Raw genomic sequence first — 23,643 nt, 5'->3', positions numbered from 1 at the left:
TACCTAATCTACAACGATGACACGACACATTCGGTTCGTTGCAGCCCTGATGATGGTAGGCTTAGTCGTATGCAGCGGTGGTGCTGTCTTTGCGACGCCAGCCGCGGGTGCAGACCCGCCGCCAACGCCAGCCGCCTACTATGGAAACGTGACGATTGACGGCGAGCCCGCCCCGGCAGGCACGGAAATTACAGCCAAGATTGATGGCGAACGTCGGGGGACCCTCGTTACAGAATATACGGGGGCGTTCGGCGGCAGTAGCGTTGTTGCCGAAAAACTTGCAGTCAATGGCACTCGCAGCGATGCCGGTGCGACTGTCATATTCTACGTAAACGATGTGAAAGTAAACCAGACTGCAGAATGGTCGAGTGGAAGCATAATGAACCTCGACCTCAAAGCGCCGGCGAGCGCCGGCGCCGATGATGGAACGACTGACCCTGCTCCCCCGGATGAAGAAACCGATGGGGCGGACGACAGCGATGGCGGTGGCAGCCCTCCCGCTGACGACGGCGGTAGCGGCGATCTCGGCGGGAATGACGACAGCGGCGGCGGTGGCAGTCCTCCCGCTGACGACGGTGAGAGCGACGATACTGGCGGGAATAACGACACCGGTGGCGGTGGACTTCCACCCACTGACGACGGCAGTAGCGACGATACTGACGAGAATGACGACAGCAGTGGAAGCAGTAATGCCGATGATGAGGCCGAAAACCAGAATGTGACTACTGAAACGGCTGTCTCGACCTTCACGACTGACAGTACAACCCAAGATGCGGCTACGGCATCGACTGACCGCCGTAGTAGTGGACCTGAATCAACAGACGGAAGTGGGCCCGGATTTGGGATAATGGGAGCCGTGGTTGGAGTGGGACTTGCTGTGCTGGCGGCCCGGACTCAGAGCTGATCTGATCCCGGGACAGCCCGCTCATAATGCATCTGACCGTGCGGTGCCTTCATATATTATCCTCGGTTGAAAGGAAAGATTATTTTAACTACTGTCCACTCTTTTTAGGTATGACTAATTTAGGCAAGCCTAACAATTCGGATCGGTCCGAGGAAACACCTACCGGGAGCCGACGCCAGTTCCTCGGGAAAACCGGCGCAGCAGTCGGTGCAAGTACACTTACCGCTCTCTCTGGGTGTACGTCTGTGCTCGGTGGGAACTCGATGGATACCCTCAGCATTGCATTCAAGCCGCCGTTCCCGTTCCTCCAGTACCACGTGATGAATCAAGAAGGATACTTTGAGGAGCTAGACCCCGACATCGAGTCTACAAACTTCGCTAACAAGGGCCTCACCATCGTTTCAGCGTATTCCGACGGTGACATTGACCTTGCATTCATGGGCATCACTCCTGTGATCAAGATGAAAAGTAAGGATGTCCCGGGAAAAGTCACGGCAGCCAATCATAAGAACGGGTTTGTTGTGTTCGCTCACGAAGACTTCGCTGCTCTCTGGGATGAACACGGTGCCGACGCTTTCCAGATGTTCCGCGAGGAGAAAGGGCGGAAATTCAAATTCAGCACCTTCCCAAAGGGCAGTGTCGCGTTTATCCTCCTCCAATATTGGCTCCGCGAGGAACTCGGAATCTCCCCAGACCTTGTCGACATTGAGCCAATGGCTGGTGGTAGCCCCGTCAAACGCTCGTTACTCTCTGGGAATGTTGATGGCACTGTCATCATGGAACCCATCCCAACTGCGCTTGAACAGAGAGACGCACCCTATGAGCGCATCACGTGGGCAGGCTCATTCATGTCTGGTCAGCCGGGCGGCGTCATGTTCATGCATGACCGCCTCTGGAACGATCATCCGGACATCGCGAAGTCTGTTGTAGCCCAACACTCACGTGCCACTGAAACCATTCAAAAACAACCGACTGTCGCTGCAGAGGCCGTGAGCAAGGCCAAAGGAGACAAACTTCCGACGAAGATTGCTCAGAAAGCCCTCACGTCGAAGGCCTCGAACTACATCAGCGACCCGGCACAGATTACAGAGAGTACGCAGCTTTTCGTTGCGCAGATGGAGAGCCTCGGCCAGATCGATAGTGGAGTGTCTAACGACGCAATCTTTGAGCAGTCACTCTACGACAACATCGCCGAATAGGATGGCCACTGAATTTGATCCAGTAGCGGACTCGTCCGGTATCCGCTCTCAGCCGACAACCACGACTGCGTTCGGCCGAGAATGGAATCTGACACGGCTGTGGTATGGATTTGTGGGAACTGCTGGGTTTCTGGCAGTCTGGTGGGCGGGGGGTCGTGAAGTTCCATCGTACCTGTTGCCGACACCCGGCGAGGTGGCAGGTGCACTGTGGGCGGAGCTGGTTAGCGGTGAATTGCTTGTTCATCTCGGTGAGAGTCTCCTCCACTATATTCCCGGTGTCGCTGTTGGGATTGTGGCTGGCGGTCTGCTTGGCATCGGGATGGGCTGGAGTCTGGTCATTGATGCCGCCCTTACACCCGTCGTGCGGGTGCTTAGGCCGATTCCACCACTGGCGTGGATCGTGTTCGCCATCATTTGGCTTGGGCTCGGTCACACCGGTGCGGCATTTATTGTGTTCATCGGTGCATTTTGGATTACGTTCTATAATGCGTACGAGGGGGTAGAGAGTACCTCACGTGACCTGATAGAGGTCGCTACGACGCTGGGTGTTGATAGTAATCGCCGGCTGCTGTGGCGGGTTGTCATCCCAGATGCATTACCGGGGATTCTGACTGGAGTCCGTACGAGCGTCGGACAGTGCTGGATGATGGTGATTGCAGCCGAATTGTTCGGTGCACCCGGTGTCGGGTACGAGATCATCACGAGTGCGAACAACCTCGCGATGGCGCGCAGCATCGCGTACATGTTGGTGATTAGCGTGGTATTCCTACTCAGCGATTGGGCCGTGCGCCGAGTTCGTTCCTACCTCCTCGACTGGCAACAATGAGAGACCATAATGATGCGGCAATCACCATCGATGGGGTCTCCAAACAGTACGAGGGTGAGGGTGGGACCACTACAGCACTCCGTGAGATATCACTGAGTGTCTCATCTGGTGAGTTCGTCACCGTGCTTGGCCCGTCAGGTTGTGGGAAGACAACGCTCCTCAGACTTGTGAGTGGGCTGGAATCACCAACAGACGGTGACATCACAGTCGCGGGGAAGCTAGTTCAAGGCCCTGACCCGAATCGAGGGACGGTGTTTCAGGCGTACCACCTGTTTCCGTGGCTGACAGTCCGGGAAAACGTCGCTTTCGGATTGGTAGAGCAGGGAGTCCCGGATGCTGAGCGGCAGGACCGAGTCCAAGAGATGCTCGAGGTTATTGGATTGTCTAATTTTGCTGACGCCTACCCGAAAGAACTCTCAGGTGGTATGAAACAGCGAGTCGGTCTTGCGCGTGCACTGGCTGTGGACCCAGATATCCTCTTGATGGACGAGCCGTTTGGGAGCGTAGATATGCAGACTCGCCGACAACTGCAACATGAACTTATCCATATTTGGCGTGACACGGATAAGACCGTGTTGTTCGTAACCCATGATATTGAGGAAGCCGTTGCGCTCTCGGACAGGATTGTCGTTATGTCTGGCACGCCAGGATGCGTTCAAGCGACGGTTTCAGTGGCTGAATCTCGTCCGCGTAACCGCAGTGCACAATGGTTTGTCGATCAAGTGGAAACATTGTTCGAGCGAATCAAATCGAATACATAGGCTACTGAAAGCATTTTCACATGGGTTGCGGTGGTTCCTGAACATACCCGCTGACACTTTGAGTGGCACGGCCACACTAATCCACTGTCACAGGCGTAGCAGAGCTCACGGGACTAGTCAAAGATACGTTCTCAGTGGTGCCTCAAAAATAAACCCAGAACAACCGCTCCAGCCTGAGCGGCGCTCCCGGATATTTATGAAATTATTGTTATAACTACATAAGTGGCGACCCAGATCAACTTTCGATTGCCTGATGAACTCGTGGGGAGGCGGATGTCGCGGCTGCTACGATAGACAAACGCTTTGGAGAAGCTTGACAGGGCGCCGAACAATGGTCCTGGCTTGGACAGCCGATCTATCGGTGGGCACAGAATTATTTGAATAACAGTGAGTCCTTGCTAAGAGTTAGACACAGCTGGCCATCGGCTTTCCCACTAGCAGCCGGGATTGACTCGACTGTGTTGGGAAAGGAGACGGTTGTCCGGCCATCGGGTTTCCGGACCCGAAGCTCAGTCATTAGCTCTTCTTATCTCAGCGAAAGACATCAGCGCTCTGGCCGGCATACGGGCGATTTTGTGTCTCCTTGTGGCTGGAGGAGATCATGAGTACTACAGCACCTTCCTTCGAGGAGTATGGGTTCGGCCGCGGTGACCGCGTCCGAGTTGACTGGACAGACGGCAACAGCCCACTCGATGAGGTCATTGGAACCGTATCTGGTATCTCGCGCTCCGGCGGCAACGTGATCGTTGCTGTCGAGGTTGACGACGACCAGTATCCTGAGAACTCGATCTACGGTGGCACCCACGACGCCGCTCCCGAATGGGTCGAGCTGCTAGAGCAATCCTAGTCTGACGATAAGGAGACCCCACCTTGTGAGCTTCTGGATGTTGAGAGGCGTTCCAATGAAAGTGGTCAAGTGGTTGTTTTATATTGATAAATATAGACACATATTGAGACTTCCTATCGAACGGTCTGTCAGGTCACGAGCGAAGGGCCGGTGGTAACTAATCCTTATTCTATGCAAATCCATTTCAGTCGCGGGGATGCCCATCCGAAATCTGTTTATTTGTAAAGACAAAATTACTGTATAGACTGTAGTGAATCCCCGCTGAATGTAGTGCGGAAAAATAACTAGTATGTTGATAGCTACTGCAGTGATGTTGCTCGGCTTAGTACTTGGTATCGCTGCGGCACAGCTTGCTGGCCTTCGTCTGGGTGGTGTCATCGTTGTGCCGCTGGTTTCGGTGTACTTTCTCCAGAGTTTTGCAACGCTTCCGGTGTTTATCGCCAGTGTTGCTGCCGCATATTTTTCGGTCCGTATTATCAAAAACAGACTGCTTGTTTACGGACGCCCGTTATTCGTCCTTAGTGTGATAATTGGAGCCATTGTTCCGGTTCTAGTGTTCAAAATCCTGTCAGATGCTGCTGGGATCGGTGTCGGCCTCTCACAAATCGGATTCATCGGGAGCGTACTCCCAGGCATTGCGGCGTACAACTACCACCGTATAGACGCTGACAAGCGGGTCTTAGACATGGTCTGGAGTCTGGCTATCGTGTTGTTTTTGAGTGTTGTCGGAATTGGACTGGTCATTTTCGTTGGATTGTCGCCGCTTGCAGGAGCACTGCCTCCAGTATTACTCAGTCCAACCTCGGATATCGCTAATGCGTTCGGACTGGTTGTCGACACTGATACGGTTCCAATTGTAATGTCTGATTTTCTGGCAGTTGGACTGCTGGCACTCGGAATGCTCCTTTCGGAGGGAGTTCGGTCGCGATACGGACTCCGTGTCGGAGGCGTCATTGTGGTCCCACTTATAGTTATTATTTCGTTCCGAAACGAGTGGATGCTTTCTCTATGGGTTGGGACAGTTGTTCTTGCCTACTTTGCTGTAATGTTTGTCCATTGGTGGACTTTGCTGTACGGCAGGGTATTACTGGGACTTGGTGTCATTGTCGGATTGTTAGTGAGCATTTCGGCTACGACAGTGGTTCCTGCACGGACTGGACTACTGCCATTTTTTACAGGGATTTTGGGTGGTGTTACAGGATATAATTTACACGTTGTTCCGCCGGCAGAGAGACGGGCGGCCGTGTCCGTGACTGGCAGTATCCTTGTTCTTGTCATAATAGTCGCCAGATTTCTGGTTATACCGCCACAGACTGGATTGCTTCTGTCTGTCTCAGCCAGCCACGTAGCTGTCGGAGCATCTGTTTGCCTTATCGCGCTCTATGAGCTATATCATCTCGAGCGGATACGGCCCAACGAGACTATCCCAGCGATTCCAACAGGTACTGCTGAGAGGGGAGACGATCACTTATGAGTCAGAAATGGCTGCCAGACATTGGCGTGGATACCACAGGAGAGCTTCTTGAGTTAACGAAAATAAGCGTCATGAATGCAATCGGTGCTGGTCCAGCTCACCGACGACGTTTGGACTCAATAGACTCCCGTATTGTTGTCTCTGGTGTCAGAGGGAAATCTTCTGCAACGCAATGGCTCCACGATGTGTTCCACCGCCGGGGCAACGACACGTTCGCCAAGATCACCGGAGACGAGCCTTTCACTCTACACAATGGGAAGAAGCGAAAAATAACGCGAAGCGAGCAGGTGCGTCTATACGAGAATGAGCGGGAACTTCGGCGGGCCTCTGGTGCGGATGTTGCTATTATTGAGAACCAAGGAATTCGCCAATACACAACACGCCTTGTTAATGAATCATTCATCAGTCCAGACGTGATATTTCTCATTAATGTCAGGGAAGACCATATGGACACGATGGGAGGAAACAGAACAGCAATAGCACGGTCATTATCGCGAGCGGTCCCGGCGAATACAACAGTGGTTGTTGGTGAGTCGAACCCAACGCTCCGGTCATATCTGACCGCAGAGCTCAAACGACGAAACGCGACAGTCAAATATGTCGAGCCACCAGAATGGGCGGTTGAGTATCCTGGATCAGAAGTGGTCTTTGGAATAAATGAGGTGCTCAAGGCGGTAGACGAACCTCCGCTTCCTACCGCCCAAGTAGACCAGAAGCTCTCTATGATGATGCCTGAGTGGCGAGTTCTGCCCAGCGGCCGGATCTATGACGCCGCAGCTGTCAACGATGTCCAAAGCACCGAAATCGTCCGCCGCGCGCTCATTGGAAACTCTGACACGGTTATTGAACCGCTTGTTAACCTTCGCTCAGATCGTCGCGGTCGAACCGCCTCATTCCGCCGATACCTTTCCTCATTGGTAGCTGATGGCCATGCCGAGCGGGTGCACACACTCGGCGACGACCAGCATGTCTTCGCAAACACGGCTGACTTTCGGGTCCAGAAGCACGACGATACTACGCCGCCTTCGACGCTGCTGGAGGAGTTGTTCTCTACCGGGAACCCCGTTTTTCTCATGGGTAACACTGTCACGGATACCATGCGAGCACTGCAGAGGGAAATCAAGAGCCAAACGACTGGGCGAATACCTGCAGCACTCACACAGCGAGACAAAGAGGTGCTTCAACGGTGACCGAGCACAGCTTTTCCCGACGAGACTTACTTAAATCCTCAAGCATCGTCGGGACCCTCGGGCTATCCGGTTGCAGTTCAGTCGCTGATCTTTTTCCAGCGTCGAATCCAGAAGACGACGGCCCGCAGTCCACAGCCACTGCTGTAACTGGGCGTGTTGTTGACACTGACAGCGCACCGGTTGTTGACGCACGGGTGACCGCGCTCGGAGCTACCGGCTCGGCACTCGGCGCCACCCGAACCGACGGCGACGGCCAATTCTCGCTCGCGCTGCGTCGGCCTGTCTGGATCCGAGTTAATGCATCTGGGTACCGTCCACGCGTCAGAGCCTGTGCGCCAGGTCCGTCGAATCGAATCGTCGTATCGAAAGCTGCAGGATCAGCAGCCCTCGCTTTCGGCGGGGACACGATGTTTGCACGGCGATTTTATACTCAGTCGACAGACCCGCTAAATCCCAGAGTACGGATAGACCCGACGAATCGGCGTGCAGACCACGACGATATTTTGGCACCGGTGAAGCCAGCACTCGCTGCCGCAGATCTCACGTCAGTAAACCTAGAAACACCACTAACCACTCGGTCGCTCCGCCATCCGACAAAACGCTTCGCATTCGCCTCACACCCAGTTGCTGCCAAAGCACTCTCAGCCGCCGGTGTTGATTACGCGGCGCTTGGTAACAACCACGCCTTCGACGCGCTGGGCCCGGGACTTGAGGACACGATTGATGCGCTTGAGACCGCAGGTATCGGTCATTCCGGTGCGGGTTCCTCACCTGAAGCGGCTTGGGAACCACACATTCAGCAGGCCGGTGACCTTGATGTGGCGTTCGTGTCGTGCACGACAATTGATGGACGCCAATACGAGATAGACTGGGCGGCGAACGGCCCGACAGAGCGACCAACAACTGTCACTATCGATGGGCAACAGCGAACCATAGCGGCCAGATCCGGTGTTGCCAGAGCTACGGCTGAACGCCTTCGAGATGCCATCCAGCGCGGTAAAGCGGCCGCTGATGTGGTCGTTGTTCAGATTCACGGGGGTGAACCGTACCAGCCCTCACCAACGGAGGAAACCCGCCGTCTCACTGAAACCGCAGCAGTAGCCGGGGCCGATCTTATTGTCAATCACCATCCCCACGTCGTCGGGGGGATTGAGCGAATCGAAGGGGCGCTTGTCGCATGGTCGCTTGGCAACTTTATTTTCGATCAGAAGATCTGGTCGACATTTCCGTCATATATGTTAACAGTAACGCTCACAGCTGACGGCGTGACCCGCGCGAATATTGACCCCATATTGCTTGACGGGTTCGTGCCGAAGGGTGTCATTGGCAAGCCGAACCGGAAAATCACTTGGCAGACATTAGGTGCATCATCAGAAATGACGACGGTCACGCGATCTGGACTCGCCCTCGGGGCTGGGACGGAATCAACGCGGACCGAGACCAAACAGTTCACTGAACAGAACACGATGTATGGACGCGAAGTTGGGTGGGTTAGTGACGTTCTTGCAGGGTCGGTTCGTTTAGGACGGGACCTGCTGCCAACCGGTGAATTCGAGAGCATCAACGTTGATTCTCAGGGTTACGACGGGACACTATGGCGCTACGGTCGGACATACCCGACCGTCAGCGTAGGATATGGCCTCAGTGGGTCTGGCGGTGTCGAACTGCGCCGCGTCGATGGTAACCGCTCGCGCGCAGTTCTTTCGAATTCTAGACGAATTCCTGTAGAGGGGCCAGTAACTGTGACATCGGGCTACCGTACCGATAATGAGGGGTTGACTGGCGAATTAACATGGTTCGAGGGTACAAGCGGACCTGCAATCGACCGACAAGTCTGGGACCTCCGACCGACTGATGGAGACTGGCAGCGGTTCAGCCAAGACTTCTCACTGCCAGACGATGCAACACACGCCAACGTATTGTTCGCACTTGAACCAGGTTCGCTTGGAAGACGAACGTCTGAGCTTGACGACATTCGTTTAATCGAGTGGGCCGACCAACGAACCTCCAAAGGCAGAGAATTCGATCACTTTCGAATGTCACAACCGGCCACTATCGAGTTCGAGGTGCCAAAGTACGCCGAAGAAGCCGTGTGGCGTCGTGTTGACTAACATATCAGTAGCATAGTGCGGAATGGGGGACTCTATCCCAGAGTCTCAGTTGGGTGTAAATTTCTCATGCTCAACCTCCTAGAGCTCAGACAGCGATTTAACAGCAGTTGACCCAATTGTTGATGGGTGCAACGACGGCGCGAGTACCTGAGTTGAGGTAATAGAGCAATCCTAGTCTGGCGGTAAGGGGGGATCGGCTCCCATTTTGTGAGCCACATCAGGTGCAAGGCGCTCCAGAGAGGGATCTTGGCCACCACCTATGTCAGCTACACACACACACACACAATCCAGACCAAGGTTGAGGAGTTCGTCGTCATGAGACAGAGTAGACCAGATAAGCCCGACTTTGGCACGTACACACGCAACCTTCCTGAGTTCTTAAAATAGTATATCGAGCAATACCAGTCTCCAGCAGCTGGCGTCGTGGTCAACGTCAGGCGAGCCCGCCACGTCGCTCGCGAGTACCACGGCTGGGACCTGCCCAGCGAAAGCGAAATCCGCCAGCAAGCGATGGAGGGGTGAAGCGTGGCCGTCAGTGACTCGTCTCAGGGACGCATGACCTGCAGAACCGGTGGGTGCGACGCCCTGATCTTCAGCGCCGAGCGCATCGCATGTGTCGACGGAGAATACAGGCCATGCATGGCTGTCGGGCGTCACGCCGGCGTCTGTTCCAGCGGGCATCTCTCTGTCTGGGACGTCGCTGAGGCCTGAGTCCTGTCGGTCGCGCACTCGCACTGCCAATTTTGTGACCCCCACTGGGTGAGAGGCTTACCGATCATGAGGACCGAACAGCAGTCCGTCGACGAACAGATAATACGGCGGCAATCGGCAAGCAATGTCACCGGCACACTTTTTCTACCGCCACTGCAGGTGATGAGCATTTTCTGGCGTGACTGATTGGCTAGTTTTCGTGACTCATTCAGAGGCACATGTGGCGCAACATGTATGGCCTACGCGGCGGTATAATTGAGTATGGCAACAGACGACGCTCCCGAAGAGACCAAAGTTAGTGACCGAGGAATGGTTACCATTCCGGCATCGCTACGCCGTCGGCTCGATATAGAGCCGGGTGATAAGCTCCGCTGGGAAACTGACGATGATGGGACGCTCGTCGTCGAGGTTGTCAAGCAACACTACGGTGCCTTCGATGATTTTGAGCCCGTCTCGATGGGTGGCGACGGCAAAGAAACGCATGACATCGCTGGTCATGAGGACAAGTCTGGCTTTACGGGAGATAACTGATGGCAGTTGCAGCTGTGGATACAGGTGTCCTCATAGGGATGGCAGATGCCGATGATCAGCACCACGGTACCGCCATGGAGATCGTTCGTGGGATGGATCACGGTGAACTACCGACAGGACATGTAACAAACTACGTCGCCCTTGAAACGCTCAATTGGATACACAATCGAAAGCACCAGCAGACGGCTGTCGAGACGTACGAGCGGCTCAATCGGTCTGCGGGGTTTGAGATCCTCCACGCAGCACAGAAGGATTTTACCAACGCCCTCGGTCTGTTTGAAACGTACGATCGACTCTCCCTCGGTGACGCAACTATTGTCGCGTACATGCAGCGAGAAGGGATTGAATATCTGTATTCGTTCGATGATGACTTTGACGCGGTCACTGATATAACGCGGCTAGAGACGCCGAACAATCCATTCTAATGAAGCAATTGCCAGAGCTTGCTGGACTTTTGCCGTCACACCCGTTGTGAGGGCTGGAATCGCTGTGGTCGTTCCGTTCGTGTTACGACCACTCACTACACTCCTGAAACAATGGGGTTGCTCCCGGTTCCTGCAGCTAGCAGACAGCGGCGTCGGCAGCGGCAGGGCACGTGCCACCGCGTCCAACAGCGTCGGTTCAGCGCCGATTCACGTCGTAGTCGGTGTGTGTCACAGGGCTATGGTGAAGACTCCACCACAACGGGTGTGACGCCACCCGTCGTGGCTTTGTGGTCGCTGTGCTCCAAGAGATCGAGGCCGATATAGCGTTTCTCAAGCAAGCCTTCGGCGGTCTCCATATCCATCGCGAGGAGTTCGGTTTTGGTCTGGTTCCGACCGACCTGTCGGGTCTTCTCGACGATATCGTCGCCGCCGATCTCGACCAGTTTCTCCCAAACGCGCTTGATTGTCTGGCGATGTGGCTCTTTCCCGAGTTCGGCGGTCAGGGCTGTTTGCAGGTCGGCTTTGGTCATGAACACGCCGCTGCCGTCGGTTCGCTTCGTGGCAAATTCCGGCCAGCGCTTGGCAACGGTGATGGCGCGGTAGGTGTTCTGGCGGTTCGCACGTTCGAGGAACATGGTCTTGACCTTTGATTGCCGGCAGTTCGCGAAGAAATCCAGCGGCGAACTACTAGGTTCGATCCCTTCGGGTAGTTGCTCGGCGTCTTCCTGGTGGTCGGTCTCGGCGTCGAGTTGCTGGGCTTTGGCGATGGCACTCTTGGCTACGTCGTGGGTGGCCTCCTGTTGTGCTTCGAGGTCTTCGAGACGCTGTTCGTTCGTGGCGGCGTCGCCGACCGCCGTTGTGGCAACGTCATGGGTCCGTTCAACTTCGTCCTCTAGTTCGGTAACACGCTCTTGGAGGTCATCGATAGTCCCGACCAGTAGCTCAAGAACACTCGAAACCGGGGGTGGCACTTCGTCGTCGAGGTCACTGATGAGCGACTGGAGTTCGTCGGTGTCCGTCTCAGCCTGTTCGATATCCATGTCGAGGTGGTCGGCGAGGGCTTGGTCTGTGTCGTCGTCGTTGGGGTTTGTTTGTCGTGGCATTGTGACCACAGGACCCGTGCTCGGAATCGAACCGAGCGGTGCTGACCACAGCACAGGCTATCGGTGACGTAGCTGGCGCTCTCTAGACGCGGCGGTTGGCTCGTGGCAACCCCGCTCCGTCTAGTAGATTTGCGTCGTGGCACCGCGCCGACAACTAGCAGTCTGTATGTGCTGTCGTCGCCCGGACCAGCGTGGCACTGGGTTCACCGGTTGCGCTCCGCTGGTGGCAGGGGCACAGTCGTGGGCGACACTGTGGGGGCTTCGAGTGGCTGGGCGACCAGATGCGGATGTTCATGGAGGTAGGTCGGGTGGCCCGAGCGATGCGTACTCATTGTGGGCCTCCGTTGACGGCGAGTAGTATCTGTCTGGCTTCGCGTGTCCGTCTAGTGGAGTGTCCGGTCTGGGCCAGTGCAAGTCGCGCTGCGCAGGCGTCGAGACGTGCTTGGGTCTGGCTGCGCTCGTAGCCCGGTGGGTCGAGGACGGTCTGGCAGTACTCGATGACGGCAGCGTCAATGTCGGCGTTGGTCAGCAGGCGTTTCGCAGTTTGGAGGCGACGCTCGTGGCCGTCCTGTGCGGTATCGTTTTGTGCACTGGGTCTGTTCGTATTCATTGTCGTTCTACACGACACCGGGTCAGCGGGGCCCTAACCCCGGTGGCTCGACTTTAGGAATCTATCACTCCCCGGTAAGTCGTGCATATCCAGTGATGTATCACCAGAAACACTTAGCGCTTTGCGTCTATTAGTGCGAATAAGCACCAACAAATGCTCAAGAACACTACTGAGGGAAAAGAAGTCCCTATCGGCGTAAATAAGAGAATGTCGGCCGACAGTGGATGTATGCCACCGGAAGAGCGCCGTGAGGCTGTTCTTGAATTTATGGCAGATCACGGAATAGCGCTGCCACCGAAGGCTATCTTCCGTGGTATGAAGACTGAGATGGGGATTCACTTCAGTTATCGAACTGTGCAGACGATTCTCTCTGAACTCGAAGAGAAGGGCTTGGTCGCGCGCGTCAATAAGGCCGCGCTCGATGATGGAGATATAGAACCAATCCCCAAAGATGAGGCCGGTAGGAGGGCTTATTACATGATTACGATGGACGGCCGTAGAGAAGTCAACGACAGCTAGCGACATACTTTTCTCACTTATAGACGAAATCACTAAGTGTCCGGAAACCGTGACTATTGAGTAGGAACAGACGCGCCGCTGGGCGATTTCGTGCCTTCGAGAACACGAGTTGCCCACCCTGCTAGAGACAGGGCAGGCGCGTCGGTTCCGTCGAAAACCATGAGTAAGTCTGCTTCGCCGACTAGTAAATCTGTCGGCACGACTGACGCATATCCACAGGAACGTACCGCCCGCGAACTGCTCACTCAGGGCCGCCCGCTCTTCTTGGGCGTCGACGGTGAAGGCACGGCCCACTACTGGGACAGCTACGAGTTCGCCGTGGCTGTCGTTGCAATCGACGGCGACGCCGAGAAAGTCGCACTCGCCGAGACGCCGTTTGAAACACTCGCACAGTGGTGTGAGTACACGCAAGACGAACGCAGCTGGTCGGTCGGCCCGCACGTCGGCGGGTCGCTCGTCGAGGATCTCGTGCGGGGGCTGCACGAATGAGCAAGACCGTGCGCTGTACGATCGAGAACCGCCAGCGTGTCCGGCGCGCTGCCCGTGCACTCCGGGAAACGGTGCCGGCCGTGCTGGTCGACACGACGCCGCCGGTGCGCTCGGAACACGACGCGTGGACGCTCGACGTCGTGCTTCAAGACACCGAGGGTGTTCCGCCGGAAGTGTTGCGGGAGCTGGCGCTTGCGGACCTGACTCTGCAGCCGACACCCTCGCAGTCTGGTCACCAGCACGTTGTGGCGACGGCCTGAGCGAGACGGCGATACTGCTACTTTTTTGCTGAGTTGCGTGCGTACTTTGCATGTGTTGCGGTGGTTCCTGAACCGCTGACTGACCGCGACCCCACGCCGGGCCTGTTAGTGGCAGGCCCCACGATGGCGTGAGTATGTATTCGTAGCTGACGAGCGACCCATATGTAAAGTCAGTTTAAGCTTCCGGGGGAAACATATGCTAACCAACAGCCGGTGTCGATAGTGACTTAGCGTTGGTTAGAGCGTGTCATATAATAGTTCTCAACCGGGATACTTTTTTTATTCTCCTCTGAATAGAATCTGAAATCCGGTGTTTCTCTGATTTCGGCGTGAAATGGAGTCCTCAAAATAACTGCGTAGAGTGTGTGAAACGCATTTTGTGATAATCTAGAGATAGGTACGTTCGCTACTCTAAATCGAAATCATACACGAGCTCAAGAAGTCTCACAACAGTTCGTTCGCCACGGGAAATCTCTGACTCTATTTGATGTGGATCAAATTGCGCAAACAGCCATCGCGTGATATCATGGACAGCTTCGTTACGCTCTCCACGTGTCTGTCCGATTTCACCCTTGAGTCCATCATCAATGAATCCGGCTTTGTGAAGGTAATCTAAACACTCCCAAGCGGACATAGCCCGCCCGTGATCATCGCTCATTATTTTCTGTTTCATCGCTTCAGTGGTAGCATCCTCGCTGATAACATGCGTAACAAATGCGTCGCGGAGGAGATGCTCTTGCGCTTGGCCTATGAAAGCGAAGAAAAGATGGATGTCATCTTTCTGTTCGCCGTGCCATTTGTTCACTGGTGAATTTTTGATCTTATCAATTGGTTCACGGGCATTGTTTGAGAGATAGAGAAGCTCAGCGAGAATCTTATCTGTTAAAATAGCTCCGCCTCTTTCTTTTTGTGATTTATATGATTGACGCGCTTCAAGAACGTCCTCAGCATCTGCATCCTCCGGAAGCATTTCGTCAAACTCCTCTTCATCGGGCATCATGTAATCCATCGGATCAAAATTCTCGACGATTGGCTCCAGATACTCTGACATAGTTGACTATACTCAAACTTGACACTTAATCGCTGTGCGCTATCTGTCCTTCAGCCACTTTTCGCGTAGTTCTGTCATTGCACGATTTGCAAATCGGCGCGCAGTGACTGCGTTTCGTGTAGCGAGTTCAAAATGAACACCATCGTCGTCAACACTAGACTCTTTCAGTAGTTCCTCAAATTGCTCCTCTCCTTCCAATGCGGTAACGATCTTCTCAAACATCTCATTGTCAATTTGTTCCGTTGCGGATTCAGGGATACTTGCTGCAGCCTCGTTATACTGTGTTTTGTAGATTTTGAGAAGAATAGACGTCGTGGGGTTACACACACCAAAATCGAATTCGTGCAATATCGGCTTTATTTTGTTCGAATTGTTAATTTCAACGTCATCTAGCTGCTCAAGCGACTCTCTGATACCAGTTCTTGCTTGCGCTGTATAGGATATGTAGCTTAAAACTGAGGTGAAGATGAGCAATATCAGGCTTGCCAGCGATAATAATATCTGAGCACCGGTAAGGAGGCCCCCAACCGACGATGTATTCTCGATCACACATATTCTGGATCGTGGCTAAAGTATATTGTTTCGGGATATCACACAGATGCTCCTGATTTATTTGAGGCTGTTAGAGCCTGTCGTACAATGGTTCCCAATCGAATTGTATCAAAATCGACTGACTTACCCACAATATTATCAGAGATCTCAAAACCTGGAAATACCATGTGCGAATTTCAGACTAGTAGCATATATCATTAATTGAATTCTTCAGGAACTGAACCCTTCGAGATACGCCCAGTTGCTATGTTCCACTGCCAGTCAATCTCAGTACTACAGTTTTGACACTCCGAATACCCGTTCTTCCAGAAGAAATAATTCCCACATTCGTGGCACTGAACATCGTCGAACGCCGTTGGAGGGGGATCAATGCCATCCCGCTTAGATTGTCGGTCGCGAACGCCCTTTCGATACCATTCCTTCCAGACGGTCTGGTCGATGAGTGGAGCGATATCAATCTCTAAGGACACATCCGAACGCTCGGAGTAGGGGGGTTCTGTTCCTCGTGTAAACAATCGTTCCCAGGAAACCGTACGAAATACCTTTGGCTCAATCACGTTCGGCGGAAAGCTAACGATCAAGTCTAATTCACCACCGACCTCCTCGCGTACTTCAGCCCGGTACTCTGTTGCAGGATACTCCTCTTTGCCTTGTTCAACCCACGTCGGGAACAGGGTATCCCATGATTGCTGCTTCCAAAGATCTCGTGCCGTCTGGTCGTACCAATCTGGTGGGAGTGTGGCTGGTATCTCTCCTGAAGGTAGCTCTTGCCACGCAGTGTGCCACTCCTGCTGGTGAGCGCTGTGACTATACGAAGGGTGCCACCACTCAGTCTGTGCCGGAACCCATCCAGGCCACGCCGCTTCCTTGGCACGAGAACGAATGTCTATCTCTGCCATTCTCCATCGATATCTCCCGAAATCGGCTTCACCTGTCCAAACAACAGCATAGCCTTGCTTGATGAAGTCTGCCGTCGTAGCGTCGATATCTTTTGATTCATTCTTATGTTGCACTTCGACAACAACGCCACGACCTAACTGTGGATCTCGCTCTTCGAATGTAACGACAGCATCTCCAAATCGTCGATTTTTATTTGAATAGGGAGCACTGAGTTCCTTCTCCATCTGGCAGTTTTCGATATTGCTCTCAAAAACACTCTCCAGTCGGTCGGCAGCTAGAGATTTCCATTTCAGGTGCTTATCTGATTCGGCGACGGAGTCACAAGCAGAGGTTCCACCTCCATCTCCGTGGCCCATTCCCTCAGTATGTTTGAAATGCCGAGCACGTCCATCACTAGACTTGCTCCAGACCCGCATTCTTCCGCCGCATTCAGGGCATTTCACATCCTTCTTTTTCGGTACTTGTCGGGGGGCGACTTTCTGGCCGTTATCGATTGCAATCCAGGGCATGGCGCTTTCTATACTCCAATTAATAGTACTTTACCGACTGTGATAAGTGTCAGACCACCGGTGTGAAAGTATACTACCTGAACTGCTCTGTTGAACAGTGGCCTCTGAGTCACACTGAGACAACCCCCCATTTGAGGCCACTGGCATCAGCCCCTACCAAGCCGGCTTAAATGCCAGCTACCTCAATCAGCACCACTATTCAGCAGAGCAAACTAGGTTTCTCTTCCTCCTCAAAAGAATAGTCCTACTCCACCGATGTGTTAACCCAATACAATCAGTTATATTATAAAACGCCGACGTACTGCGTTTCCACTTTCACCCCGGTCACGATAGATTTATAATTCCATACTAAGTTTCCCTATATGTTTGCACCATATAATATGCAATATATAAATATTTTGCTTTCCTCGAAGCAACTATCCTAGGCGTTTTGGGGCCTCTATAGCCAATTAGTTCCGCTAGTGGAAGAGATAATCTGATTATGACTGAATTCAGACAGTGCCCGAAACGCTTTTTAATGGGCATGGCTAGCGTTGTGGCAGGGAGACAAGCAAAGCTATTGAACATTGACCGCAGGTGAACCGATGACCCAGAACCCGTGGCAGCGGGTGCCGGGTCACCCCGGCAATCCGAGCCAACGATTCGACAATAGTTGCAATTGCTTCTCATTGTCGTATCTAGTTAAAGATTGGCCTGTCGGGTGAGTTAGCCGCAGTCTTCAAACCAGAGTAAATGGACTACAGCGAACTCATCGAGACAGTCCGAACAGAACACGATCATCAACCAAGCGTCGAAGATCAAGTCAGGGCTATCGCAATTGTAGCTGACAACGGCTTTGCGGAGTCCCAGTCACTCTCCCAGGCCGATATTGAGGCGCATGCAGAAGACGATGATGTCGAATTCGATTGCGCCGATGCCCGTCCAGCACTTGATAATCTCGTCGATATCGGCATCCTGCAGCGCTCAAACCCCGGTGGCGACCGGACGTACGTCATCAGCGAGCGACTTGATGACATCGTCAATGGGGAGTTCGAGGAGACGCTCCGGACTGACCGCGAAGCGCTTATCGAGCACATCAAAGACGATGACCCACCAGAGGAACCCGAAAACGTGGCCGTCGCTGACGGCGGGGTCACTGTCAGACAAGTCGTAGCTGAGGCGCTTGAGGTCGTGCCAGAAGGGGTTGAAGCCCGGCTACGTGCTGGTGACGCTACAGACCAGCGGGAGCCACTGAACACCGCTGTTGATGCGATTGATGACCATATGGATATCGTAAAACGCGATACGTATGGGAAGATCCTGCTCCGCAAAAGTGGGTATCAGTACCGGTTCAGCGAATCGGCTCGTGCGGTCATCAGCTCGGAAGGTGGCAAGTACGACCAGACTCACTCAGAAATGCCCTCAGGGAACAACCAAGATTCCGGGAGGCAGCACTGATGAGCTACGAAACAGGGGCCGTGAAGTGGATGGCAGGCATGTTACTGAGCGCACAGGGATTTGTAGCGTTGTATATTTTCGGTAACGGAATCTGGAATACCGTGTCTCACTTCCGGGCTCTACTAACAGCGTTATCGAGCGAAACGCTTGCAGGACTTATTCAAGGGCTAATAGCAATTTATGTCCCCACACCGGACTCTGTTGTCTCGTCGCTTATATTGTATCCAGTAGTTGGCGGGGCTGTGGGGGCCTTGCTCTGGTACAAGGGCTCAAAATTCTGAATACCTGAACTGATTTGGTTTATTCCGGCGGTAGTGAATAAGTCAGTGCCTCATTGACTTGTGGTTTCGTGCGAGATGTTGAGGCGTGAGCTGCACTGTCAAAGAACGGAAGCGAGTGCAGCATGCTGTTCGGGCGATTCGTAAGGAGGTTCCGACTGAGTCGGTTGATGTACTTGCACCAATTGCAAAGGGCTCCGAGGTAATCGTTGCCTGGTAAGATTTTCAGAGTAGCCACGAGGACGGAGGCAGAGGCAGCAGGTGAGCAATAGAGCCGCTAATCAATCTCCTGCATTTTCCATTGGTTATGAGCCGATCTCCCCCTATGCCAATGTCGTATATTTTGACCGATTCAACCGAACGCCATCGGTGTGAGACTGTAAACTCCAAGGACAAACTGACACCGTATCTCAGTGCCTTCCAACTTCGTCGGCATGTCTATCGAAAACCCGGAAAAGAAGCGCTCAAAACAATCCTGGAAACTGCGCTCTAACTCACCAACAATCTACGCCACAAGAGCGATTGGTAAATTCAAGAATCAACTGTCTATGGCAACACTTAGCACATTTGCCATCTCGTCGCAGTATTTTTCATTAGAACTGCTATCTTCATTTGACTCACCGTACGTGTACTCCGAGTACGTATTGTAGCCCCGAGTGAAGTGGTATGAGGGGATAACATGACAGTCATAATTGTCAGAGAAATAAATTGAGAACGGGCTCTGACCGGATTGGTATTCAGAATTATGAACGTAGTCTTTGATTGTACCGCCACTCGGCCCTTCGCTGGATAGTTCAAAGAAATCAAACATGGTCTCTAAGTGATTCAAATTATCTTTTGATTTGCTGTTGCCCAAGACTACCACAGCATCTGGTTCAATAAATTTCAGCTCCTTGTCTAGGTGACTCAGACATCTACGCTTCCCATATTCGTTTAATAACCTACGATGTTCATCTGAGATAGTCTGTGAATGATGAATATCACTGCACTTCACAGAATTAGTAAAATACACACTAAAATCTTCAGCCAACCGTTCAGGTAGTCCTCCAGCATCGATTGGCAAATTTCCGATTGATTGTATCTGGCTTTCATAGACGTCTCTCTCATGTTCTACTCCTGTTTCCCGGTAATTCTTCCACCGTCGTTTCCGATCTTTGTGGAGATGCTCATCTGTCTTATCGACAGTCTCTGTACCTCCGGGTGATTCTGCAACTATGACCACCTCTGCATCAGACTTCCCATAGCCATAGAACGGTAGAGCGTAGCAGTCATCGTCCCTCTTTGGACAAGACATACAGGGGCCATTGCCTTCTGTAAAATCAGCAGCAATTCGCTCTACTATGTCCGTTCCTCTATTTTCCATGTTTGCTATAGTTAACTAAACCAGAAATAAGTTTCGAAGCAACAGGTCTAGGAAATCACATATCGAGCCGAGTGTATGTCTCAATCTTGTAGACGAGGTCAACGTCGACAAGCCTTTGTTTTTCGAATAGTTCCTCTCGATGTCACACACATACCCAACGTTGGAAAAAGACGACTCTTAGGAGCTACTCAGCTACCTCAGAGCACTCAGTGAAGTTGTCGTCTTCCACGAACCGATCAACCCGCCTGATGGGAACTTCCGGTAGTGTCTTAAGGCCGCTCAGCAAGACGGCTACCATGATGTTGTCGACGAACTCCAGCAGATGCAAGACAACCACCAGCACTTGGTTGGGTATGCGCTTGAGCAATTGAATAAGGTTCAGCAAGTTGTGACGCGCTTCGACGAGTTCGAAGTGCATTCCTAGCATAACGACGAACTGGTGCATTCGGCAAGCGGCCAACTTAGGTCGAAGCTCAAGGCGATGCAATAGGTTGTTTCATTCAAGCCCTTTTTAGGAAGCAACCCAGAGCCGTCTCCGAAGTAGTCCAGACCAGTTTAAAACAGTGACCAGCTTGATTACAATCTGGTTCCGATATTTTCTTCGAGATGATAGTCCGCTTTCTCTGTGAACTCGTCAATGGTCATCTCGATTGAACCTGTCCCAATGCTGGACGAGAGCGCTTTCTTGAATATCTGCGCTTCAGACGGAAACTGCCCATCATCTGGAGCCATTTGTTCGAGTTCAACAGCTACTCGGACATAGTAGTCCACTAGAAAGCTCTGTGGCTCATAGTACTCCAGTTCGCTTTCAGCAATTGCAACTGCTCGATCGGTAGAGAACGCCATCCAACGCTCAAGCAGATCTGTTTCGTGCTGATGTGCGTGAAATATCTTCGCTGTCGCTGCTGCCCAGAATTTGAACACAATTTCGTCGCGCTGCTGTTCTTGGGAATCTGCGTCTACTTCAGAGAGAATACCATATTTTGCCTGTCCGGTAGACGAGTCAGTCACTTCTCCGAGTAGCACTTGTTCTAATCCGTCAATCTCGTCTGTATCATTGTTCGGGTCGCCATATGTCGCAGAGCGTACCGCTTGCCCGAAGACATTTTTCCAGAATTCGATCGGAGACGGACCAGTTCCCTCCTGTTTTCCAATCTCGATCAGTCCCATCGTTGCATCGGTGATGTCATCCTGATCAGTATCACCCACCGCAGATGGATTACGATACCACGACAGGAACAACTGCCCGAGATTGTTGGCAGCGACCTTACTTCCAGTGGGGGCGAACTGTGGGTTGAAATTGCCTTCCGTAGCGTACCGTTCGTAGCCCTCCATCAGTTCAGGAACCTGGTCTGTGAATACTGCTGGCGAAACCGGTAGCCGATGCCGTGCACAGATATCGATTGCACCTGCAATAGCGCCCCATTCCTGCTTGGTGGCTGCCGACCGCTTGGCCGCTTGAATCCACTGACTGATGAACTCAACTGCAGGCTCCGTGATGTCTTCTTCGGCCCCACGCTCGCGAGCAGCAGTGGCGACCATGACAAACTCCCGTACCACCTGCTCAACACTGTGGCGAAGCTCGCTGTGTTCCTCTGGAAGTGAACTGAGTTCTGTCCGGCGCTGGTCGTCGGCAAGCACACGTCGGATCAATACGCGTGAAAGGAGTGATGACCGAAGTGCAACTTCGCCTTCGTGTTCGTCTCGTATAACAAGCTCTTCAACCTCAGAAAGCACGCGTATATTGTTTCGCGGCAAATCGGCGATGTCTGCATAGGTTTCGAAGTTGATGTTGCCAGTGATAGCTAGCACCTCCAGCGGGCCAAGAAAGTCTCCCGTTCCATCATCACGCTGAATGTGCGTTTCAATCAGATTCTCATCGATTGTCTTGGTAACGTCAACACTGTCCGTAGACCAGTCAGTATCAAACGATAACCGCGCTGCAGCGAGTGTTAGCACTGGCAACTGGCCACCACGTTCAACAATCGTAGAAACAAGATCCGAACCAGCCTCTTGCTCTGGGACTGAGAGGGTACGTTTAGCCAACTGCTCTGCAACACTTTGCCTAGAGGCCGCTTGGAAGTCGATCATACAAACACGCTCAGAGTCAAGGAGCGACGGCCATTCTTTCCGGATATCTGGAATAAGCCCTTTAGCGAGTTCTGCTCGGTATTCAAGTACCAGAGTTTTGTTTTGGTTGTTAAGGCTGGACCGTACCCCTCTGAGTACGATGTCCTTCGCGGCTCCTTCGCCTTCCCCGGTGAGATAGCTTAAGTACGTGATTTCATTTTCCCCGGCAGCACTAATATTGCCCAGTGCAGGAATTGATACTGTATATTCCTGTTCAGAAAGTGTAGAGAGTGCCTGATATGCAGCAGTTGTTTTCCCGGTTCCTTGTGCTCCGACAAGGATTACGATATCGTGGGTTGGGACCGCATCCGTTATCCGCTGAGCATATGACTTATCCTCGGGAAGCAAGGTAGTATCCTCAGGTGAATTTATTGAAGGGGTTTCGCCGAACAAGAAGTCCTGTTTCTTTTGCAGATGATTCTTGAGATTCTTTAGATCATTCATCGTTTATTCACATCGACTATAGTAATTAACTTTTTACGATTAGGAGGCTACTGAATTCAGTGGCTCGCTTGGCTGATTCCACGTAACTCGTCACCCACCGCAGACATCGCTAACGGCGGGTAACGTCAGCGTCTGAAAGATATTCCGGCGGGTGCATCTTCATCGATGTGGAACATCTACACGCCAAGTACGTGTACTTCGTCCTTCGATAGACTGCAGGCACATTCTGGGGCTAACAAGCTAGTGCAGTCAATAAGTGGGTGTTTTGATTCGTTAGAACGATCAGGTGGTGTCCTATTCCCACACGCCGTCCAGTGACGCCTGCAGCGATTCGTGTTCACTCAAGAACTCTGCTCGGTACGTCGGTGGCATCTTTTCCAGCGCCCACGTATCCAGTTCGTCAGCATGGAACATCCGCGGAAAGGCCTCAATCTGGTCGATACCGGTGGCCTGAATCTCCGACGAAAGTAGATCTTCGTCCCAATGTCCCTCAACCAGTGCAACAGTCTTGAGCGCGTCAGACAGCGAACAACGCTTGCGGACGACTGGGTTCGAAGTTCGGCCGCCATCGTCCGGTGGACCGAAGACGAGCCACTCGGCACCGTCGGTTAGTATGCCGTAGGGTCCGATGAACCCATCAATCCCCAGATATTCCTTGATTTCTTCGCGCCCACTATCGATATCGTTCAGCGCTTTCACCTCACCAATGTAGGGAATCGCCGAGCTCGTGAGCTTGATATCCGGCCACCGATTTCGGTTAATGTCGGTACTCCGCGGTTCAAGTTGGTACTGTAAATCAATGGCTGTCAGCAGCGGCTCAACGAGGTTGAACCGAGTGTATGTCTCAGGCTTGTAGTCGAGGTCAACGTCCCCAAGCGTCTGTTTCCCGAATAGTAGTCGTTTGAATGCACGTTTCGAGACATCCTCAGCCAGCGTGGCGAGGAACTCATCGAGGACGCGGTTTACCGCCAGGGCGGTCGCGTCGGCAACATCCTCATGCATGCCCCAATCTGGCACTG

The 23,643-nt window shown here is 52.9% G+C and carries 25 protein-coding genes and 1 pseudogene; 16 read left to right on the top strand and 10 right to left on the bottom strand.

The features are described 5' to 3' along the window. Positions 1-16 precede the first annotated feature (16 nt). The 10 genes from C443_RS03210 to C443_RS03165 all read left to right on the top strand — a co-directional run bounded on the left by C443_RS03210 (position 17) and on the right by C443_RS03165 (position 10,979). Entirely contained in the window at positions 17-904 is an 888-nt protein-coding gene (locus C443_RS03210) for a hypothetical protein (protein ID WP_005533801.1), read from the top strand. Between the two features lie 263 nt (positions 905-1,167). Beyond that, on the top strand, positions 1,168-2,103 hold the full coding sequence (locus tag C443_RS03205) for an ABC transporter substrate-binding protein (RefSeq protein WP_005533800.1): 936 nt from the start codon (positions 1,168-1,170) through the stop codon (positions 2,101-2,103). Position 2,104: 1 nt separating this feature from the next. Beyond that, positions 2,105-2,929, top strand: a complete 825-nt coding sequence (locus tag C443_RS03200; RefSeq protein WP_080505445.1) for an ABC transporter permease — start codon at positions 2,105-2,107, stop codon at positions 2,927-2,929. Next, on the top strand, positions 2,926-3,690 hold the full coding sequence (locus C443_RS03195) for an ABC transporter ATP-binding protein (protein WP_005533798.1): 765 nt from the start codon (positions 2,926-2,928) through the stop codon (positions 3,688-3,690). Before C443_RS03200 ends, C443_RS03195 begins: the two co-directional genes overlap by 4 nt. A gap of 601 nt (positions 3,691-4,291) precedes the next feature. Then, the gene (locus tag C443_RS03190) at positions 4,292-4,537 is read left to right on the top strand and encodes a hypothetical protein (RefSeq protein ID WP_005533797.1); all 246 of its coding nucleotides are present in this window, start codon (positions 4,292-4,294) and stop codon (positions 4,535-4,537) included. 289 nt (positions 4,538-4,826) lie between these two features. Further along, the gene (locus tag C443_RS03185; protein ID WP_005533796.1) at positions 4,827-6,011 is read left to right on the top strand and encodes a poly-gamma-glutamate biosynthesis protein PgsC/CapC; all 1,185 of its coding nucleotides are present in this window, start codon (positions 4,827-4,829) and stop codon (positions 6,009-6,011) included. Further along, on the top strand, positions 6,008-7,201 hold the full coding sequence (locus C443_RS03180; RefSeq protein WP_005533795.1) for a Mur ligase family protein: 1,194 nt from the start codon (positions 6,008-6,010) through the stop codon (positions 7,199-7,201). Before C443_RS03185 ends, C443_RS03180 begins: the two co-directional genes overlap by 4 nt. Beyond that, positions 7,198-9,312 carry a CapA family protein gene (locus C443_RS03175; protein WP_080505444.1) on the top strand — a complete coding sequence of 705 codons (2,115 nt, stop codon included), beginning with the start codon at positions 7,198-7,200 and terminating at the stop codon, positions 9,310-9,312. The genes C443_RS03180 and C443_RS03175 overlap by 4 nt, the downstream gene beginning before the upstream one ends. 972 nt (positions 9,313-10,284) lie before the next feature. Then, on the top strand, positions 10,285-10,554 hold the full coding sequence (locus tag C443_RS20700) for an AbrB/MazE/SpoVT family DNA-binding domain-containing protein (RefSeq protein ID WP_005533787.1): 270 nt from the start codon (positions 10,285-10,287) through the stop codon (positions 10,552-10,554). Then, positions 10,554-10,979 carry a type II toxin-antitoxin system VapC family toxin gene (locus C443_RS03165; protein WP_049943868.1) on the top strand — a complete coding sequence of 142 codons (426 nt, stop codon included), beginning with the start codon at positions 10,554-10,556 and terminating at the stop codon, positions 10,977-10,979. Before C443_RS20700 ends, C443_RS03165 begins: the two co-directional genes overlap by 1 nt. A 236-nt stretch (positions 10,980-11,215) precedes the next feature. On the opposite strand, the gene C443_RS03160 is transcribed toward C443_RS03165, so the two are convergent. The 3 genes from C443_RS03160 to C443_RS03155 form a co-directional block, all read right to left on the bottom strand. Continuing rightward, complete coding sequence (locus C443_RS03160) at positions 11,216-12,082, bottom strand: hypothetical protein (RefSeq protein WP_005533775.1); 867 nt, start codon at positions 12,080-12,082, stop codon at positions 11,216-11,218. 203 nt (positions 12,083-12,285) lie between these two features. Beyond that, entirely contained in the window at positions 12,286-12,414 is a 129-nt protein-coding gene (locus C443_RS22065) for a hypothetical protein (protein ID WP_311241365.1), read from the bottom strand. Further along, entirely contained in the window at positions 12,411-12,692 is a 282-nt protein-coding gene (locus C443_RS03155; RefSeq protein WP_005533774.1) for a hypothetical protein, read from the bottom strand. The genes C443_RS22065 and C443_RS03155 overlap by 4 nt, the downstream gene beginning before the upstream one ends. A gap of 153 nt (positions 12,693-12,845) precedes the next feature. On the opposite strand from C443_RS03155, the gene C443_RS03150 reads away from it, so the two are divergent. From C443_RS03150 to C443_RS03140, 3 genes are all read left to right on the top strand, one after another. Continuing rightward, complete coding sequence (locus C443_RS03150; protein WP_005533772.1) at positions 12,846-13,211, top strand: hypothetical protein; 366 nt, start codon at positions 12,846-12,848, stop codon at positions 13,209-13,211. A 159-nt stretch (positions 13,212-13,370) separates the two neighbouring features. Beyond that, positions 13,371-13,700, top strand: a complete 330-nt coding sequence (locus tag C443_RS03145; protein ID WP_005533771.1) for a hypothetical protein — start codon at positions 13,371-13,373, stop codon at positions 13,698-13,700. Further along, positions 13,697-13,960 (top strand): hypothetical protein, encoded by a 264-nt coding sequence (locus tag C443_RS03140; protein WP_005533769.1) that lies wholly within the window; start codon positions 13,697-13,699, stop codon positions 13,958-13,960. The genes C443_RS03145 and C443_RS03140 overlap by 4 nt, the downstream gene beginning before the upstream one ends. A gap of 406 nt (positions 13,961-14,366) precedes the next feature. On the opposite strand, the gene C443_RS03135 is transcribed toward C443_RS03140, so the two are convergent. From C443_RS03135 to C443_RS03125, 3 genes are all read right to left on the bottom strand, one after another. Beyond that, positions 14,367-15,011, bottom strand: coding sequence for a hypothetical protein (locus C443_RS03135; protein WP_005533768.1), 645 nt, complete (start codon positions 15,009-15,011; stop codon positions 14,367-14,369). A gap of 39 nt (positions 15,012-15,050) precedes the next feature. Next, entirely contained in the window at positions 15,051-15,560 is a 510-nt protein-coding gene (locus tag C443_RS03130) for a hypothetical protein (RefSeq protein WP_005533766.1), read from the bottom strand. 200 nt (positions 15,561-15,760) lie between these two features. Next, the gene (locus C443_RS03125; RefSeq protein ID WP_152423013.1) at positions 15,761-16,972 is read right to left on the bottom strand and encodes a hypothetical protein; all 1,212 of its coding nucleotides are present in this window, start codon (positions 16,970-16,972) and stop codon (positions 15,761-15,763) included. Positions 16,973-17,704: 732 nt separating this feature from the next. On the opposite strand from C443_RS03125, the gene C443_RS03120 reads away from it, so the two are divergent. From C443_RS03120 to C443_RS21130, 3 genes and pseudogenes are all read left to right on the top strand, one after another. After that, a complete protein-coding gene (locus tag C443_RS03120; protein ID WP_005533758.1) occupies positions 17,705-18,409 on the top strand; it encodes a hypothetical protein in 705 nt (234 codons plus the stop codon). Continuing rightward, a complete protein-coding gene (locus C443_RS21135; protein ID WP_152423012.1) occupies positions 18,409-18,690 on the top strand; it encodes a hypothetical protein in 282 nt (93 codons plus the stop codon). Before C443_RS03120 ends, C443_RS21135 begins: the two co-directional genes overlap by 1 nt. Before the next feature lie 382 nt (positions 18,691-19,072). After that, positions 19,073-19,180, top strand: a pseudogene (locus C443_RS21130) (IS1595 family transposase); the annotation flags it as partial. Positions 19,181-19,225: 45 nt separating this feature from the next. Here the strand turns inward: C443_RS21130 and C443_RS20695 are convergent. From C443_RS20695 to C443_RS03105, 4 genes are all read right to left on the bottom strand, one after another. Beyond that, positions 19,226-20,050 (bottom strand): uracil-DNA glycosylase family protein, encoded by an 825-nt coding sequence (locus C443_RS20695; protein ID WP_080505443.1) that lies wholly within the window; start codon positions 20,048-20,050, stop codon positions 19,226-19,228. Positions 20,051-20,234: 184 nt separating this feature from the next. Next, the gene (locus C443_RS21410; RefSeq protein ID WP_005533757.1) at positions 20,235-20,495 is read right to left on the bottom strand and encodes a hypothetical protein; all 261 of its coding nucleotides are present in this window, start codon (positions 20,493-20,495) and stop codon (positions 20,235-20,237) included. Between the two features lie 131 nt (positions 20,496-20,626). Further along, positions 20,627-22,624, bottom strand: coding sequence for a hypothetical protein (locus C443_RS03110; RefSeq protein ID WP_005533754.1), 1,998 nt, complete (start codon positions 22,622-22,624; stop codon positions 20,627-20,629). Positions 22,625-22,918: 294 nt separating this feature from the next. Beyond that, a complete protein-coding gene (locus C443_RS03105; RefSeq protein ID WP_005533751.1) occupies positions 22,919-23,626 on the bottom strand; it encodes a hypothetical protein in 708 nt (235 codons plus the stop codon). Positions 23,627-23,643: the final 17 nt, after the last annotated feature.

The organism is Haloarcula argentinensis DSM 12282 (genome assembly GCA_000336895.1).
Lineage (GTDB): Archaea > Halobacteriota > Halobacteria > Halobacteriales > Haloarculaceae > Haloarcula > Haloarcula argentinensis.
The sequence above is the reverse complement of the archived record's forward strand: the minus strand, read 5'-3'. Positions and strand labels throughout refer to the sequence as shown.